Below are 16,409 nucleotides of genomic sequence, written 5' to 3' on the forward strand. Positions count from 1 at the left end.
CATAACCTCTCCTTAAATCAAAAATAAGCCGCCTGAGCGAAGACTGCGCCCGAATGCCGTCCGATCGGAGACATCAGGTGCAGAGGCAGAAACTCGATATCGCTGACATGCCCGCTACGAATGCGGTGCGCGGGGATATTACGTCCGCTGCCGTGCCATCGGCAGCGAGCAGCCGCATTGAGGTCTTCGATAGCATGGCGCCGCTGGAGGCCGAGTGGCGGGCGCTGGAGCGGGACGATCTCGCCTCGCTTCACCAGAGTTATGACTGGTGTACGGCTTGGGCCGAAACCTCTGGGCATCGACTGGCAATCGTCCGCGGCTCTTTCAACGGCCGCACTGCCTTTATCCTGCCGCTGGAGATCATTCGTTCCAACGGCGTGCGCCGCGCCGAATTCATCGGTGCGCATCACAGCAACATCAATACCGGCCTGTTTTCGGCGGATTTTCTGGAAACCACAGTCGATGGCGTGACGGTCTCACTACGGGCGGAGATCGGGCAGGCATTGCGTGGCAAGGCCGACCTGATGCTGTTGCGCAATGTGCCGCTCACCTGGCGAGGCCGCACGAGCCCCCTCGCCTCGCTGCCTGCTGTCGAGAACCAGAACCACGCTTTTCAACTGCCCTTCCTCGGCTCTTTCGAAGCGACGCTGAAGCAGGTGAATGCAAAGCGGCGGCGCAAGAAATTCAAGCATCAGAGCCGCATCCTCGATGAAAAAGGCGGCTATGAGCATGTGATCGCGGGGCCTGATCAACAGGATGCACTGCTCGACCTGTTCTTTCGACAGAAGGCGGTTCGGTTCAACGCCGCGGGCCTGCCGGACGTGTTCCGGGATGCACCAACTCAATCCGCCCTACACCGGCTGTTGGCGCAGCGGGACATGGGAGGATCCAATGCCGCGCTGGAGATGCACGCGCTGCGACTGAAGGGCGAGCATGATGGGCATATCCCGGCGATCGCCGCACTATCGCGCAAGGGCGATCACGTCATCTGCCAGTTCGCCTCGATCGACGAGACGCTGGTTGCGGAAGCGAGCCCCGGCGAACTGCTATTCTGGCTGATGATCGAGCGGTTGCATCGCGAGGGCGTCGCCCTCTTCGACTTCGGCATTGGTGATCAGGGCTACAAGCGCTCCTGGTGCCCGATGGAGACCGTGCAACACGACCTGATCCTGCCGGTCTCGTCGGTCGGCCATATCGCAGCCTTCGCGCAAAGAGGCATGACCCGCGCCAAGGCGGCCATCAAGGCCAATCCTCGGCTCTATGGCCTGATCCAGCGGCGACGCGCGCGGCAAGGCATCAACACCCCCTCGACGGAAGAAACCGACAAGGATTGATCAGGCTGCATACTGGCGGGCGTCGGAGCCACGCTCGACGCGCCAGCCGGACATCAGGATGATGTGTTCATAGCCGGCTTTCTGGAATTCCGTCATCGCCGTCATGAACTGCTCTTCGTCAGGCTCCGGCATGGAGAGCAGGATTTCCGTATCCTTGCTGCGCGTAAGACGTGCGACGCCGGAGACATCGGCGGCACCGCATTCGACCAGGACGATGTCATAGGCAGAGCCAAGCGCGTCGAGGATGAGCGACAGGCGGTCGGCGCCGCGCATGGCGCGGCTGACATCGCTGGTGCCCTGCGGCACGAGATGCGCGTCGGAAAGGCGATCCGGGTGAATGGTATCGGCAAAAGCAGCCTCGCCGCAGAGCAGATCCGTCACCCCTGATAGATCGTCGGATTCGGCCATCAGCCGCGACGGGCAGCCGGTTCCCGTCATATCGACCAGCACGATGCGGCACCCGGCATCGGCGATGGTACGGGCCAGCATCACGGTCGCCGTGGAGCCATTGTTACCGGTCGGCGATATGGCGATGGCAAGGCGGGAGCCGCGATCGATCAGATAGTCGGCGACCGACTGGATGGAGAAATCCTCCTCGTCTTCCGCCTCTTCGGCTGTCTCATGGGGTAAATGCCCGAAATCGACCGCCTCCTCCATCTCGCGCGCCAATGCCTGATCGGCAGCGACGGAGAGCATACTTGCCGGCACGGTACTCTGTTGTGTGTTAGCAGCGGTCAGCGGACGAGCAGCAGCTTCTTTCCGGGCCGAGGGCTCGCGCTCGGCCGGGCCGACCGGACGCAGGGCGCGGCCGCTGAAGAGTTCGATCAGCATAATGACGATGCAGGTCAGGAGAAAGGATGCGAGCGCGGCGACGACGACGATCGGTCCGACCTTCGGGAAATAGGGATCGACCGGCTCAACGGCCTGAGAGACGACGCGGGCATCCGCCGGGCTTGAATTCTTGTTGACGCGGGAGGCAGCCTCGCGATAGCGGGCGAGATAGGTTTCCAGCAATTGCCGTTGCGCGGTCGCTTCACGGACCAGCGCATTGAGGCCGACTTCATCCTGCCCTGCCCGGGCGCTATCGGCCTTCAGCGTGTTCGACTGCGCCACGAGCTGCTGTTCACGCAACTGCGCGACCTTGGCTTCGCTCTCAATGCTGGCCAGGATCTTCTGGGTCTCGCGGTCGATCTGCTGGCGGATGTCAGTCAGTTGGGCGCGCAGGCTCTTCAGCCGGGGATGCCCCTCCATCAAGCTCGTGGACAGATCCGAGATCTGCGACTCCAGGCCGGATTCCGTTGCCTTCAGCCGCTGGATGGTCTGCGAACCCGAGACGTCGGTCAGCGCATCGGTGGAGCGGCCGGAGGCGAGCGCACCACGCACGGCCTGGGCGCGCGCTTCGGCATTGGCCCTTTCACCACGCACCTGCGCCAGTTGACCGGAGATATCGGCAAGCTGCTGCGTCGCGAAGGTATTGGTGTCGCTGGTCTGCAGGAGACCGTTAGCCGAGCGGTAATCGGCGACCTTCTTTTCGGCCTCGCTGACCTTCTCGCGCAGATTGGCGATCTCCGGCTCCAGCCAGCGCGTCGCCTCGCTATTGGAATCGAGCTTGGCGCCGCTCTGCATCGACAGATAGACCTGCGCCATGGCGTTCGGAACGCTGGCCGCCAGATCCGGATCGCGGGAGGTGAAGCTGACGCCGATGACGCGGGAACTGTTGATCTGATAGACCTGCAGCCGGTTGGTGAAGGCATCGAGCATCCGCTCTTCCGGCGCCTTGTCGAGCGAGCTCTTCTTCAGGTGCAGCATGACCAGGATGTCGGAAAAGGCAGAGCTTCTGGTCGCGGCATCGAATTCCGGATGCTCATAGAGCTTCAGATTGGTGATCACCTGCTTGACGAGATCGGCCGATTGCAGGATCTGCACTTGGCTGGCGATGTTGAGCTCGTCCAGCAAGGGAGCCGAGCCGGCGTCATTGTTCTGCGTCGTCGTCGCGAAGGCCGGCGCGCGCTGCTCGATCAGAATCCGGGTTTCGCTGCGATATTCCGGGGAGACAACCTTGGCGACGGCAAACGCCAGGCATGCGCCGACGAGCGTGATGGCGATGACCCGCAGCCGTCGCTGCCATACGGCGCGAAAGAGCAGCGCCAGATCAATATCAACATCCTGCTGGCTGTTATTGACGCCGGGCATATACAAGAACTCCATAATATAAAGCCAAGATTAAATGTAAACGACTATAGTAACCCAAGCGTTAATAGTATTTCTGAGTATTATTTTCGCAATCCCTAATGAATGACATGAAATTTTCTTCGCTCTTTACCGACCGTTAACCCTAACGGATCGATAACGACGACAGTGATTTTCCTCACCCGTGAGCGCGAAATGTCCTTCGCAAAGCCAAAGATTGTTCTGGCACTCGGCATGGCTGCCGTGAGCGCCGCGCTCAGCGGCTGCAACACCTATCAGCCTGCGCCGAAGGCCTTCAGTGAAGCGACGATCCAGCCTTATATGCTGGACAGCGGCGATCGCCTGCGCGTGACCGTCTTCGACCAGGAAGGCCTGACCAACACCTATACGGTCGACCAGGCCGGCTACATTTCCTTCCCGCTGATCGGCCAGGTCCCTGCCCGCGGCCGCACGCTGCAGCAGCTCTCCGGCCAGATCGCGCAGAAACTTCGCCAAGGCTATATCCGCGATCCCGATGTCACCATCGACATCGACCGCTACCGCTCGGTCTACATCATGGGCGAAGTCGGCCAGCCCGGCCAATATTCCTACGTGCCAGGCATGACGATCCAGAACGCCATCGCGGTTGCCGGCGGCTTCAGCAGCCGTGCCAACCAGGCCAATGCCGACGTGACCCGCAAGATCAACGGTCACGTCATGACCGGTCGGGTCGGCATCTCGGATCCGGTGCTGGCGGGCGATACCATCTATATCCGCGAACGGCTGTTCTGACCGTTCACGATCATGACAAAACCGCTCCGCATCCTCCATTGCTTCAGGTCACCGGTCGGCGGGGTCTTCCGCCACATCCGCGACCTGGCGGAGGAGCAGAGCAAGGCGGGCCATGAGGTCGGCATTCTCTGCGACAGCCTCACCGGCGGGGCGCATGAGGACCGGCTGTTCGACGATGTCCGGCCCTTCCTCGCGCTCGGCGTGACGCGCCTGCCGATCCGTCGTCATATCAGCCTGTCCGATATGACGACGCTCTGGAAAAGCTATAAGATAATCAAAAGTTTGCGGCCGGATGTGCTGCATGGGCACGGCGCCAAGGGCGGCCTGCTTGCACGCATCATTGGCTCAGTCCTGCGGGTGAAGAAGTATCGCGTAGCCCGCCTCTACACAGCGCATGGCGGCAGCCTGCATTTCTCGCGCACCTCGCCGCAGGGCGTTCTGGTCCATAGCCTGGAGCGGCTGCTGGAATTCCTGACCGACGGGCTGATCTTCATCTGCGATTTCGAACGTCGAAGTTACGAGCGCAAGATCGGCAAGCCACGGACGCGCACCGCCCTGATTTATAACGGCATCAGCGATAATGACTTCAGGACTGTCCCCACACGATCGGACTCGGTTCATTTCGTCTATATCGGCATGCTGCGGGACCTTAAAGGTCCCGATCTGTTTGTAGAGGCCTTCGCCAAGACCGAACGACGGATCGGACGCCCCCTCTCGGCGCTGATGATCGGTGACGGGCCGGACAGGGACAAATATCGGACGATGATGATCGAGCGCGGCCTCGGCCAACGCATCGGCCTGTTGCCCGCCATGCGCGTGCAGGACGCTTTTGCCCTGTCACAGACCGTCGTCGTTCCGTCGCGCGCCGAGGCCATGCCCTATATCGTGCTGGAGGCGCTTGCGGCGGAAAAAGCCGTAATCGCCTCGCGCGTCGGCGGCATTCCCGAAGCGCTTGGCGATGATAGCGCGGCGCTCGTGGTTCCCGACGATACAGACGATCTTTCGCGCGTGATGGCCGAGGCTATCACCGAGCCGGATTGGGCTCGCCGCGTGATGCCCGATATAGGCACAATCCGCTCAGCGTTTTCAGCCTCGATCATGGCAAGGGATACTGTCGACCTATATTACAATATACTTGAGCCAGGTGCCGAACGTTAGAATACAAGCGAGTGTTGTAAGCGTTTCTTAGCTCATACCTGCTAGGCGATATCCGGTAACGATCGGATGAATTGCCATGAACCCCATCGAGAAGTCCAAGCAATTTGACTTGGACCATATTCGCAAGCAGGTTTCGGAAATCCGCGCCCGCAGCGCCGAGGAAAAGGGCGGCGAGACTCTGTCCGGCGACATCAATGCCTATGCCCGCCAGATCGCCGAGCAGTTTCGCGAAGGCAACCAGACGCCGGCGATCATCATCGGCCAATACAGGCTCTTCGAATTCCTGTGGCTGCTCGTCGTCGGACTTGCGGTTTTCTTCTTCCTGACAGCACCGGGCGATCATTCCTTTCTGGCGAAAGCAACGGTAACGATCTCGCTCAGCACGCTCGCCATCATCTTTCTGCAGGTGGCCGACGCCTATCAAATCCCGATGCTGCGCATGCCGCACCGCTTCCTGCAGCGCATCCTGCTGCCATGGGTGGCGGCATTCGCGGTGGTCGCCATTGCCCTCCTGCCGTTCCACGTCGATGGCGTCTATTCCGTCCGCCTTCTCACCACCTGGTTTGTCGCCGGTGCGATTTTCCTTGTCGGCGCGCGCCTGATGTTCGCCTATGGCATCCGCCACTGGGTTCGCAACGGCATCATGGAGCGGCGCGCCGTCATCGTCGGTGGCGGCGAGCCAGCCAAGGAACTGATCCGCGCGCTCGAGCATCAGCCCGACAACGATATCCGCATCTGCGGCATTTTCGACGATCGCGGCGAGAAACGGTCGCCGGTCATGGTGGCCGGCTACCCGAAACTCGGCACCGTCCCCGAGCTGGTCGAATTCGCCCGGCTGACCCGGGTCGATATGCTGATCATCGCGCTGCCGATGAGCGCCGAAGACCGTATTCTGCAACTCCTGAAGATGCTCTGGGTGCTGCCCGCCGATATCCGCCTGGCAGCGCATGCCAACAAGCTGCGCTTCCGCCCGCGCGCCTATTCGCATATCGGCGCGGTGCCGATGCTCGACATCTTCAACAAGCCGATCCGCGATTGGGATGGCGTTGCCAAGCGCATCTTCGACGTCTTCTTCAGCCTGCTCGCGCTGTTGCTGCTCTGGCCGGTCATGCTTGCCGCCGCAATCGCCGTGAAGACGACCTCGAAGGGGCCGGTCTTCTTCATGCAGAAGCGTCACGGCTTCAACAACGAGATCATCAAGGTCCTCAAGTTCCGCTCGATGTACACGCATATGAGCGACCCGACTGCCCGCAACGCGGTCACCAAGAACGACCCTCGTGTCACACCGGTCGGCCGCTTCATCCGCAAGACCTCGGTCGATGAGCTGCCACAGCTCTTCAATGTGCTCATCGGCAACCTGTCGCTCGTCGGTCCGCGTCCGCATGCCGTACTGGCGGCGAGCCATAACCGCACCTATGCCGATGTGGTCGAGGGTTATTTCGCCCGCCATCGCGTCAAGCCCGGCGTCACCGGCTGGGCGCAGATCAACGGCTGGCGCGGCGAGATCGACAGCGACGACAAGATCAAGTTCCGCACGGCCTATGACCTCTACTACATCGAGAACTGGTCGCTGCTCTTCGATCTGAAGATCCTGTTCCTGACGCCCTTCCGTCTTCTGAACACGGAAAACGCCTATTGACCGCGATCGATCTCCCATACCAGCGTGTCGACCGGCCGCAGCTTGCCACGCTTCGGCTGATCGGCACGGCTTGCGTCGCCTTCGGGGTGTTCCTGTCGGGCTTCGTCATCGCCGAGCCCGCGCCCTATGAGCTGTGGCTCGCCTTTCTCATCGGCGCGTGGTTCATCCTCGGGCTGAAAATCTCGCGCAACACCGCACCACTGCTGGCTCTGTTTCTGGCCTTCAATGTCGGCGGCATGCTGTCGTTGACGCAGATGCGCGATCTCGGTGCCAGCGATCATCTCGACGGTCCGGTCTATATCGCCGTCTCAACCTTCCTGGCGCTCAGTGCCGTCTTCTACGCCGCGATCATCGAGGACAGCGAAAAGCGGCTGAAACTGATCTTCAACACCTGGGTCGTTGCCGCGCTGATCACGGCAAGCCTTGGCATCCTCGGCTATTTCCACGCCGTCCCAGGCTTCGGGATTTTCACGCGCTACGACCGTGCCATGGGCGCCTTCCAGGACCCGAACGTCTTTGGTCCCTACCTGGTGACACCGACGATCTTCCTCATGCACGGCATATTGATTGGTGACCTCAAAAAAGCACCGATCAAGGCGCTATGCCTGATCGTCCTGGCCTTCGGCATCTTTCTCTCCTTCTCGCGTGCCGCCTGGGCGCTGTTCGCCTTTGCCTCGGTGATGCTGATCTTCTGCATGCTGCTGAAACACCGCAGCAATGCCTTTCGGCTGCGCATTCTCGTGATGTCGCTGACGGCAATCGTTCTCATGGTCGCCGTGCTGATCGTCGCGCTGCAATTCCATCAGGTCAGCGACCTGTTCTCGACCCGCACGCAGCTCGTGCAGGATTATGACGGCGGCCATCTCGGCCGCTTCGAGCGCCATCGCCTCGGCTTCATGATGTCGATGGAAAGGCCGCTCGGCATCGGCCCGCTGGTGTTCTCCACCCTCTTTCGCGAGGACGAGCACAATATCTGGCTGAAGACACTCACCACCTATGGCTGGCTCGGCTTCTTCTGCTGGGTCAGCATGATCTGCTGGACCATCTACATCGGCTTTCGCAACCTTTTGAAGGAGCGGCCCTGGCAGCCTTACGTGATGATCGCCTGGATCGTCATTCTCGGCCATGTCGGCATCGGCAATGTCATCGATACCGACCATTGGCGCCATCTCTACATGCTGATCGGTATCGTCTGGGGCTGCGGGGCGCTGGAGCAACATTATCAGCGTGGCCTGTCCCGAAGGGAAGCGGCACCATGAACATCAATGTCGGCGTCAAACGCCTGTCACTGATGCAAGTCCTCGAACCCAGCGGCGGCGGCTCCGGGCGGCACTTCCTCGACCTCTGCCGCGCCATGCAGCACCGGGGCCATTCGGTGACGGCGGTCTATTCGCCGCTGCGTGCCGAAGCCGCCTTCGTCGCGGAGCTGGAGGGCATGGGCCTCGACAGCGTCATTCCGCTCGCCATGCGGCGCGCACCGGGGCCGTGGGATCTCACCGCATGGTGGGGCATTCGCCGGATCGCTGCGCGGCATGGACCATTCCACCTGATTCACGGTCACAGCTCCAAGGCGGGTGCGCTGACGCGTCTGCGGCTACCGGGACCGCATGTCCCGGTCATCTACACACCGCATGCCTTCCGCACCATGGACCCGACGCTCGACCCCAAAGGCCGGACGATCTATGGCGGCATCGAGCGGCTGCTCGGCAGCCGGCTCTCCGACCGCCTGATCTGCGTGTCCCGCGATGAGTATGATCACGCGCGGTCACTGGGCATTCCGGAAGCGCGCCTGCGCATCGTCGTCAATGGCGTCAGCGCGCCACCATCAGGGCAACGCGCCGCTATCCGCGCCCGCTATGGAATCCCACAGGACGCCCTGCTCTTCGGTTTCGTCGGCCGGCTGACGCGGCAGAAGGCACCGGAGCGGCTCGTCCAGGCTTTTGCCCGCATTGCCAGGGAGTTGCCGCGAGCCCATCTATTGATGATCGGGGTCGGGGAGCTGGCCGACACGGTCAAGGGCATGATCAAGACGGCCGGCCTTGAGGATCGGGCTTATCTGGATGATGCCATCCCCGGTGCCGCCGCCATCGATGCCTTCGACGTCGTCGTCATGCCCAGCCGCTATGAGGCCATGTCCTATGTCATGCTGGAGGCCGCGGCTGGCGGCAAGCCGCTGCTTCTGACCGATGTCGGCGGCGCGCGCACGGTGATCGAGCCCGGACGTAACGGCTATATCGTCGCCAATAGCGACGATCCGTCGGAACTGGCGATGACGATGCGGCGCTTTGCCGACCCGAAATTGCTGCGGAACTTCACCACTGAGGCCCGCCAGCGCAAGGATGGCTATACGCTCGCCGGCATGGCCGACGCGACAGAGGAAATCTATTTCGAACTGCTCGGCTATCGCGCACCCGCGCCGTTGCGAAGACAGGAAAAACTCCTGCTGCGCAGCGCCTCCTGAAGGATGCACGAAAAAGGCGGCATTCTTTAAATTTGCAGGTGAACTCTCTCCGAAATCGGTTCCGATTTTCGGGTTTTTGCGCTAAATTTCAACCATGATCACATCAGCGCAACTCCGCGGCGCACGCGCCATGCTCGGCCTCACACCGGAGGCGCTTGCCGCAGAAAGCAAGCTGCCCCTGGCAACGATCAAAACGCTGGAAACGGATGTCAGTTCGGCGGACGCCAAATCGCTCGTCGCCGTGCGCTCCGTCCTCGAAGCCCATGGCGTCCTGTTTCTCGCCAACGGCAGCGACGGAAACGGCGGCGCTGGCATCCGCTTCAAGCACTGGGCGGAAAATGGCGGCACGCGGCCGGAAAACCTGAACGCCACCAACGACGACTGACCCTTACGCCAGCTTCCAGCTTTGAACCAGCTGCTCCGGCGCCGAGATGGCGGCCGACAGGATGAAGCGCTCGGTATCGTTAGCCGGCTCCTTACCTGCGACACTGGAACGGACCGGCAGGCCATGACCGAAATCGTTGAGCGTTACCAGCTCTACAACCACGTCGCCATGGTCGCCGCGCCATTCGCGCCGCTCGCCGCCTTCGAACAGGCGCAACCGGCCCTTCGTCTGCGGACGCTCATGCACCGCCAGCCACTGCGCCACCGAAGCCTCGGCATTGGCGTATGAGACGGTGCCGTCGTCAGATCCATGCCAGATGGAGACTGACGGGAACCGGACGGCATCCGGCGAGACTTCGCGGACGAGTTCGGCCCATTTTTCGGCCGGGCGCGCAGAACCCCTTCTCATCACATCCAGTGCCGACATGGCATCGCGGGCGGCACCAAAGGGCAGGCCACCGATAATGGCGCCGGCGGCGAACAGTTCCGGATAGGTGGCAAGCAGCGCCGACGCCATTGCGCCACCGGCCGAGAGACCCATGACGAAAATCCTGTTGTCGTCGATCTTGTGCAGCCGGCGGCTGAAGTCGATCATCTCGCGGATAGACCCCAGTTCGCCGCGATCGCGCGTTACCGAACTCGGACGAAACCAGTTGAAACAGAGATTGGGATTGTTGAACGGCTTCTGCTCGGCATAAAGAACGGCGAAGCCATGCTTGCGCGCCAAGGCCGTCCAGCCACTGGCCCGATCGAAATCCTCGACATTCTGCTGACAGCCATGCAAGACAACAACGAGCGGCATCGGCCCCTCGACGCCTGGCGGCACATATTCCAGCATGCGCAGGTCACCCGGATTGCGCCCGAACCACAAGACCTCCGTCAGGCTCTGCGGCACGAGCTGCGTGGATACGCGCTGACGTGCCGGCTGCGAGCGCGGCCGCGTTACGGGAAACTTGAGCTGTGGCAACTCGACGGAATCGACGAGCAAACGGCGCAGCCGGCTCGGAACCTTGAAATTCATCCTAGACCTTTCAAATTATCCGCACCCGCCGTTGTTGATCTTGTTTGGCGGGCAGCGACCGCACTCCGTCCCCAAGGGGCCGGCATCGAGCAATGCGACTCTATTTGTGCGATGCAGCAAATATAGGGCGGAGAACGGGATTCGAACAGTCACAATGCATCATTGCAGCTATGTGAAATCAGCTTAAATCGATTAGATTATCGTCAACAAAAAAGCCTAGATGTCAGAGATAGGCTCGCGCCAGCGCGATGAGCTTCGCGTCTTCCTTCACGCCCTGACGATAGAGCTGGATGATCAGCGCGCCGAGACGCTCCGCCTCCGGGCCGCGATGATCGATGCCGCGATCCTTGCAGACTGCACCCAGCACCTTCTCCAGACGATCCAGATCGTCCGAAAACAAGGGTAAATCCTGGGGGTGGATGGAGGTTTCCAACATCTGCGCTGCCTCGTCCGTCGGGCGGAAGCACGCTAGTACACTCGCCGGAGCCCGCTTTATAACCGGCACATCGTGGGTAACTATGCGCCCTGTCCTAGGGCTTGGCAAGGAAGGTTTTGTCGTACTGCCAGTTCACAGCCGTACATTGCAATCTGCAAATGCGCAGCTGCAACAATCGAAAAACCAACGGATCGGTAAGAAATCGCGGCGATAATCCCCCCGCAATTAAGGGATGACACCATGGCAAAAGCGAAACGACGCACGCGGCGCAAGCCACAGTCCAAAGCGGGCAATTCGATGTGGCTATGGGGCATGGTCGGCCTCGCCGCCATAGCCGGCATCTTCGCCTATGAGCATCGCCGGGAAATGCCGGCACTGCTGGCCAATGCCGGCGCCACCGGCGCCCGGCATATATCGCAGGTGACAGAGGCAGTACAGGCGGCACCGACGCCGGCCGTGAAACCGAAGATCAAGACGGCGGTCGTCGTGCCTGAGCGCCCGGACTCTGCAATGCCTGTTCCGCCCGCCGCCATTCCCATCTCCTTGCCGGCGGAGCGGGCAGCGCCGGTTCTGGCGACCGCCCCGGCCCGCGAGAGCGGCGGCCGATTCGGCCTATGTGGCGGCACGACCGGGATCAATTGCGTCGTCGACGGCAGTACCTTCTGGCAAAATGGGATCAAAATCCGCCTGGCGGATATCGATGTACCTGACATCGCCCCCTCGCGCTGCACCGGCGAACAACAGAAGGGCGCCGCCGCGAAACTGCGGCTGCAGGCGCTCCTCAACGACGGCACGTTCGCACTCTCCGGCAGTGCCCGCGGCGAAGATCAAAATGGCGGCAAATTCCGCATCGCCATGCGCGCCGGCCGTTCCATCGGCGATCAACTGGTGTCCGAAGGGCTGGCACGCCGCTGGACAGGGCGGACAGTGTCCTGGTGCAGTTGATCAGTGAGAATTTGATTGGGAGTTCAAGGAGATAAATGGTCGGGGCGACAGGATTTGAACCTGCGACCCCTTGACCCCCAGTCAAGTGCGCTACCGGGCTGCGCTACGCCCCGACCTGCCTAAAAAGGCCTGATTGCATTAGTCTGTCAGCCATGGCAGCGCAAGAGGTAAAATCGCGGCCTGGGAGAAAAATGGCGTGCAGAGCGAGAAAACCCTCGCTCTCTTGCTCACCTGCATTCCCGACGTGGCCCTCGGTTCGGCTGGTAGGTGTTGTCCGACGCGCGGTAGGATTGATGGCGGCTGGCACAGGTGCGTGCGTGGCCATCATAATAGCGTTCCGCGTGCTGCCTATAGAACAGCGTTCCGGTCACGAAGGACTTGAAGAGCACGCCGCTATCCGAATTGTCGTCGTAATAGCTGTCGGAGCCATGGCGCTTGTGGCCGCCGCGCCAGTGGTTGTGGCTATGCCAATGGTCGTGAACCTGGATGATGTCGGACTGCTGTTCCGGCACCGAAAGCGCGGGCATGGTGATGGCGCTGACGGGCGCGACCGCGCTGGCGGCCAGCAATAGACTGAGACCAACGGCAGCCATCGACCTGGTGATCATTCGCATCTGTAGCTCCTTCCAAGTCCGACAGCGGCGGATCCAAGCACTTCTGCGTGAAAAACCTTGCCGCCGACCACTCCGACATTACCTATATATAGTGGGTTCAAGCCACGCTCACAGGTGTCTTTCCGTCTTTCTTCCCGACGGATTGTCATTGAATAAGAAGTCATTGGAACGTTACACGATGAAGCCGCTGATTGCCCTTCTGCTATGCGCGCCGATGCTTGCCGCATGCACAACGACCGAACAATCCCTGCAGCCGATCCCCGGCAGCATCACCTATCGCGGCCAGCCGGAGATGAAGCTGACGCAATCGCCTCCAGGCACGCGTCTGCCGCATCATTTCACCAATCAATGGGGTGAGGATGTTTATGAGACCTACATCATCCAGCCGGATCACAGCCTGAAGCTGGTCAGCCGCCAAGTGATGACGCGGCCGCTATAGGCTGAGAGCATATTTGCAAACAAAAACTCCGCCGGCGCAGCGTCGGCGGAGTTTTTGTATTCTGTCGTATCCGGCTTACCAGCAGCGATAGCAGCGGCGATAATAGGGCCGGCCATAATAGCCGCGGTGATGATTGTCGCTGACCGCAGCGCCGACGAGAACGCCGCCGATGACGCCGGCGGCAATGCCTGCCGCAGCCTGGTTTTCGGCCTGCTGTGCCTGCGAGCGATTTGCCTGATAGGTGGCGCCGACGCAACGGCTGTAACGCTGCGTGCCCGGACGCAATCCCTGGGATTGGCAGGTCATTTCGGCGCTTGTGGCGGATTGTTCGGGTGTCTGGCAGCTTGTCAAAATGGTCGATATGGCAAAAAGACCAACCGCCATGGTAGCACGTACGCGCATATTCCTCTCCAGCAATCTAAAGTGTTGTCCCGGAGTTGAGAAATACAGCCAAAGGTATTTCAGCGCAAGTCGTTCATTACCAATTAGTTAATAAGGAGACACCATGGACAAGGCGCATTTCGCCCGGCGCATGCTCGCGAGATGACGTCAAACAAAAGGGGCCAGCACAACGGCTAGCCCCTCTTCCATTCTCTTATCCCTGACCCTGTTACACGAAGGTCAGCGAGATCATGTCCGATCAGAAGTTCCGCTCGAAACGCAGAATGCCGGCAACGGTGTCATCGTTGATGAAGTCATAATGCATGTAGGTCAGTTCCGGCTCGATGAGCAGGTCCTTGACCGGGTTGAACTTCAGGTTCGTCGTCGCCTCGAAGATCTTCGAGTCGGTATAGGCAAGCTGCAGGTTCCACTTCAGCTTGTCGTTGACCGGCACGCCAATGCCGCCCCAGACGGCCCAATCGCCCCAGCCGCACTTTGCCCCATGAACAACGCCATCGGAGGTCGTGCAGGCCGATTCATCCTGATAGGTGCCGGCATACTGGTTGAGCTTCTTGCCGTCCGTATTCCAGCCGCCCATCAGGAAAGCTTCCACGCCGCCGAACTTGGCGTCGACGCGGGCCTTGATGGCGCCCTCCTCGACGATGGAGTCATAACCGCCGACGACCTTGAAGCCGAGTGTGCTGGTCGTATAGCCCAGACCGGCAACGACGTTGGGCGCGTATTGATCGGCCTTCGAGGTAACCCAGGCGCCGCCGTAGCTGTCGGAATTTGATCCGGAATTGCTGTCTTCCAGCGAGATGACGGCAGAGAAACCCGTGCCGGTATCATATTTGTAGGTCAGCTGATTGAGCTCATACGGGCCATCATAGATCGCATCGTCGTTGATGACGTCGCCGGCGTAACCCGCATAGAGATTATACTGCGAGTCAAGCTTGCCGACGGTGAAGCCGGCCAGGCTGATATTGGCAAACAGCAGCTTATCGGCCGTGGCGCCTCCGTCATTCCATTCCCAGCGCAGGATCATGTTGGTCTTAAGGGGACCATATTCCGTGTCCGTCGCCGTATCGACATTGAGCTCAACGCGCTCATGCCAGAGCGTGCCGACCTTATTCGTCGGATTATAGGCGTCGTACCATTCGCCCTCGGTGCGAACCTTGCCACCGATCTTCAGGCAGGTCTCGGTGCCCGGAATGAAGAAATAGCCGGTGCCGTAGGCATCGCAGATGCGGACATATTCCAGTGGCTCTGGTTCGGCCGCAACGATGGCATCGGCCGCATGGGCGCCGCTCACCGTTGCCAGCGCGGCAGCGGAGCCGAGAAGAAGGCTCTTGATGTTCATGGTATCTCCATTCGAATATCCATCAGGGGATGGAGTCCGCGGTAGACAACTTCACACCGCCCCATAGCCTGATTTGGCATCTCCCCATGACGGGGCGAAGCAATAATGCTTCATTAAGAAAATTGAACCCGGGGCAGAGCGCTTGCAAGCCAATAAGCATAGCAAGCTAATTGTCACATTGGCATGGATTGTCGTTCGTGACAAAAATATCACTGCCTTTGATCCGGCGGGACGGCGCTCACGCTGCGCCAGGCTATATTGAAGGGCGGCGATACATAAATATAATCGCCAGCCGGGTTCAGGAGGCGGTCGCGATCACACGCGATGCCAGTGAGGTATGATTCGGAGGAGAATCGATGGCTTTCAAAATCTTAAGCGTATGCCTGCTCATCGTCGGCATGGGCACGGCAGCAATGGCCGCCTCCGGCGGAAACGGGGGCGGCGATCGAGGCGGCTGGGGAGATAGCCCTGGCGCCGAAGACAACAACTATCGCAGTACCATCATCGACAGAAGCGACACCGACGGTACGGACGAAAAAGATCCGAATGCCTGCTGGACGCTGCCACGCTCCGCCGACGGCAAATCCATTGTTGCGCCGAGCCAGGCTAAGCCCATCGTTCCGCGGAAGTGCAATTGACCAGACAGTTTTGAAGCAGAAGGCTTCGCCTAGCGCACCTGGTCGAGCAGTCGCTTGCATTCCAGGAGGTCGTAGAGCGTTTCCTGAAGCAGCGCCCTGTCTTCCTTGCCGACGCTCGACTTGCCGAGGGAAACATCCGGCACGTCGTCTTCGCCGCTTACGAAGTTGAAGAAGCGGCGGCTGATCGGCGCCTTGGCGCGTCCGACGATCTGATCCTCGTCGGGATGGCCGGATCCGACGCGCGGCTCGGCCGGGGCCGGTTCCTGCGCGGCGGCGGCAAGCGCCTCGACACTGGCGAGATCGCCATGGCCGACGGCGATGACGAATTTATTGCCGTTGGTTTTCAGGAGTTTCTGGACACCCTTGATCGTATAGCCGTGATCATAGAGCAGATGGCGGATGCCGTTCAGCAGATCGACGTCCTCGGGCCGGTAGTAGCGCCGGCCACCGCCCCGTTTCATCGGCTTAATCTGCGGAAAACGGGTTTCCCAGAAGCGCAGGACATGCTGCGGCAGATCAAGGTCTTCCGCGACTTCGCTGATCGTGCGAAATGCATCCGGGCTCTTGTCCATCGTCATACTCCCACAGCATGTTTCCGACGCCACGCGGGCCAGACCATGCAAAACCGGATATCCGCA

The 16,409-nt window shown here is 60.7% G+C and carries 17 protein-coding genes and 1 tRNA gene; 10 read left to right on the forward strand and 8 right to left on the reverse strand.

Annotation, left to right across the window (positions count from 1 at the left end; translation table 11 throughout):
- The first annotated feature begins 77 nt into the window (after positions 1–77).
- A complete protein-coding gene (locus AC1RO0_RS17775; protein WP_498594166.1) occupies positions 78–1,334 on the forward strand; it encodes a GNAT family N-acetyltransferase in 1,257 nt (418 codons plus the stop codon).
- Here the strand turns inward: AC1RO0_RS17775 and AC1RO0_RS17780 are convergent, their stop codons facing one another.
- Positions 1,335–3,527, reverse strand: a complete 2,193-nt coding sequence (locus tag AC1RO0_RS17780; RefSeq protein WP_498594167.1) for a GumC family protein — start codon at positions 3,525–3,527, stop codon at positions 1,335–1,337. It lies immediately after the preceding gene.
- Positions 3,528–3,719: 192 nt separating this feature from the next.
- Here AC1RO0_RS17780 and AC1RO0_RS17785 point away from each other — a divergent pair, with 192 nt between their 5' ends.
- The 6 genes from AC1RO0_RS17785 (at position 3,720) to AC1RO0_RS17810 (ending at position 9,938) form a co-directional block, all read left to right on the forward strand.
- Positions 3,720–4,295: a polysaccharide biosynthesis/export family protein gene (locus AC1RO0_RS17785; protein ID WP_498594168.1), complete on the forward strand. Its 576-nt coding sequence runs from the start codon at positions 3,720–3,722 to the stop codon at positions 4,293–4,295.
- A gap of 12 nt (positions 4,296–4,307) precedes the next feature.
- On the forward strand, positions 4,308–5,453 hold the full coding sequence (locus tag AC1RO0_RS17790) for a glycosyltransferase family 4 protein (protein WP_498594169.1): 1,146 nt from the start codon (positions 4,308–4,310) through the stop codon (positions 5,451–5,453).
- Positions 5,454–5,529: 76 nt separating this feature from the next.
- Entirely contained in the window at positions 5,530–7,092 is a 1,563-nt protein-coding gene (locus AC1RO0_RS17795; RefSeq protein WP_498594170.1) for an undecaprenyl-phosphate glucose phosphotransferase, read from the forward strand.
- Positions 7,089–8,351: an O-antigen ligase family protein gene (locus tag AC1RO0_RS17800; protein ID WP_498594171.1), complete on the forward strand. Its 1,263-nt coding sequence runs from the start codon at positions 7,089–7,091 to the stop codon at positions 8,349–8,351. Before AC1RO0_RS17795 ends, AC1RO0_RS17800 begins: the two co-directional genes overlap by 4 nt.
- On the forward strand, positions 8,348–9,553 hold the full coding sequence (locus AC1RO0_RS17805; protein WP_498594172.1) for a glycosyltransferase family 4 protein: 1,206 nt from the start codon (positions 8,348–8,350) through the stop codon (positions 9,551–9,553). Before AC1RO0_RS17800 ends, AC1RO0_RS17805 begins: the two co-directional genes overlap by 4 nt.
- A gap of 94 nt (positions 9,554–9,647) precedes the next feature.
- Positions 9,648–9,938 (forward strand): helix-turn-helix domain-containing protein, encoded by a 291-nt coding sequence (locus AC1RO0_RS17810; protein ID WP_498594173.1) that lies wholly within the window; start codon positions 9,648–9,650, stop codon positions 9,936–9,938.
- A gap of 3 nt (positions 9,939–9,941) precedes the next feature.
- Here the strand turns inward: AC1RO0_RS17810 and AC1RO0_RS17815 are convergent, their stop codons facing one another.
- Both AC1RO0_RS17815 and AC1RO0_RS17820 read right to left on the reverse strand, forming a co-directional pair.
- Positions 9,942–10,958 carry an extracellular catalytic domain type 1 short-chain-length polyhydroxyalkanoate depolymerase gene (locus tag AC1RO0_RS17815; protein ID WP_498594174.1) on the reverse strand — a complete coding sequence of 339 codons (1,017 nt, stop codon included), beginning with the start codon at positions 10,956–10,958 and terminating at the stop codon, positions 9,942–9,944.
- A gap of 223 nt (positions 10,959–11,181) precedes the next feature.
- Entirely contained in the window at positions 11,182–11,394 is a 213-nt protein-coding gene (locus AC1RO0_RS17820; protein ID WP_498594175.1) for a hypothetical protein, read from the reverse strand.
- Positions 11,395–11,634: 240 nt separating this feature from the next.
- Here AC1RO0_RS17820 and AC1RO0_RS17825 point away from each other — a divergent pair, with 240 nt between their 5' ends.
- Complete coding sequence (locus AC1RO0_RS17825) at positions 11,635–12,339, forward strand: thermonuclease family protein (RefSeq protein WP_498594176.1); 705 nt, start codon at positions 11,635–11,637, stop codon at positions 12,337–12,339.
- A 36-nt stretch (positions 12,340–12,375) separates the two neighbouring features.
- Here the strand turns inward: AC1RO0_RS17825 and AC1RO0_RS17830 are convergent.
- A tRNA-Pro gene (locus AC1RO0_RS17830) sits at positions 12,376–12,452 on the reverse strand.
- A 114-nt stretch (positions 12,453–12,566) separates the two neighbouring features.
- Positions 12,567–12,953 carry a BA14K family protein gene (locus tag AC1RO0_RS17835; RefSeq protein ID WP_498594177.1) on the reverse strand — a complete coding sequence of 129 codons (387 nt, stop codon included), beginning with the start codon at positions 12,951–12,953 and terminating at the stop codon, positions 12,567–12,569.
- A 178-nt stretch (positions 12,954–13,131) separates the two neighbouring features.
- Here AC1RO0_RS17835 and AC1RO0_RS17840 point away from each other — a divergent pair, with 178 nt between their 5' ends.
- Entirely contained in the window at positions 13,132–13,392 is a 261-nt protein-coding gene (locus tag AC1RO0_RS17840; RefSeq protein WP_498594178.1) for a hypothetical protein, read from the forward strand.
- A 75-nt stretch (positions 13,393–13,467) separates the two neighbouring features.
- Here AC1RO0_RS17840 and AC1RO0_RS17845 read toward each other — a convergent pair whose 3' ends face one another.
- Together AC1RO0_RS17845 and AC1RO0_RS17850 are read right to left on the reverse strand one after the other, a co-directional pair.
- Positions 13,468–13,794: a hypothetical protein gene (locus AC1RO0_RS17845; RefSeq protein ID WP_498594179.1), complete on the reverse strand. Its 327-nt coding sequence runs from the start codon at positions 13,792–13,794 to the stop codon at positions 13,468–13,470.
- 238 nt (positions 13,795–14,032) lie between these two features.
- A complete protein-coding gene (locus AC1RO0_RS17850) occupies positions 14,033–15,133 on the reverse strand; it encodes a porin (protein WP_498594180.1) in 1,101 nt (366 codons plus the stop codon).
- Positions 15,134–15,489: 356 nt separating this feature from the next.
- On the opposite strand from AC1RO0_RS17850, the gene AC1RO0_RS17855 reads away from it, so the two are divergent.
- Complete coding sequence (locus tag AC1RO0_RS17855) at positions 15,490–15,771, forward strand: hypothetical protein (RefSeq protein ID WP_498594181.1); 282 nt, start codon at positions 15,490–15,492, stop codon at positions 15,769–15,771.
- 29 nt (positions 15,772–15,800) lie between these two features.
- Here the strand turns inward: AC1RO0_RS17855 and AC1RO0_RS17860 are convergent, their stop codons facing one another.
- A complete protein-coding gene (locus tag AC1RO0_RS17860) occupies positions 15,801–16,349 on the reverse strand; it encodes a MerR family transcriptional regulator (RefSeq protein WP_012651214.1) in 549 nt (182 codons plus the stop codon).
- Positions 16,350–16,409: the final 60 nt, after the last annotated feature.

It is taken from the genome of Rhizobium sp. GW821-FHT14E12, from assembly GCF_058803745.1.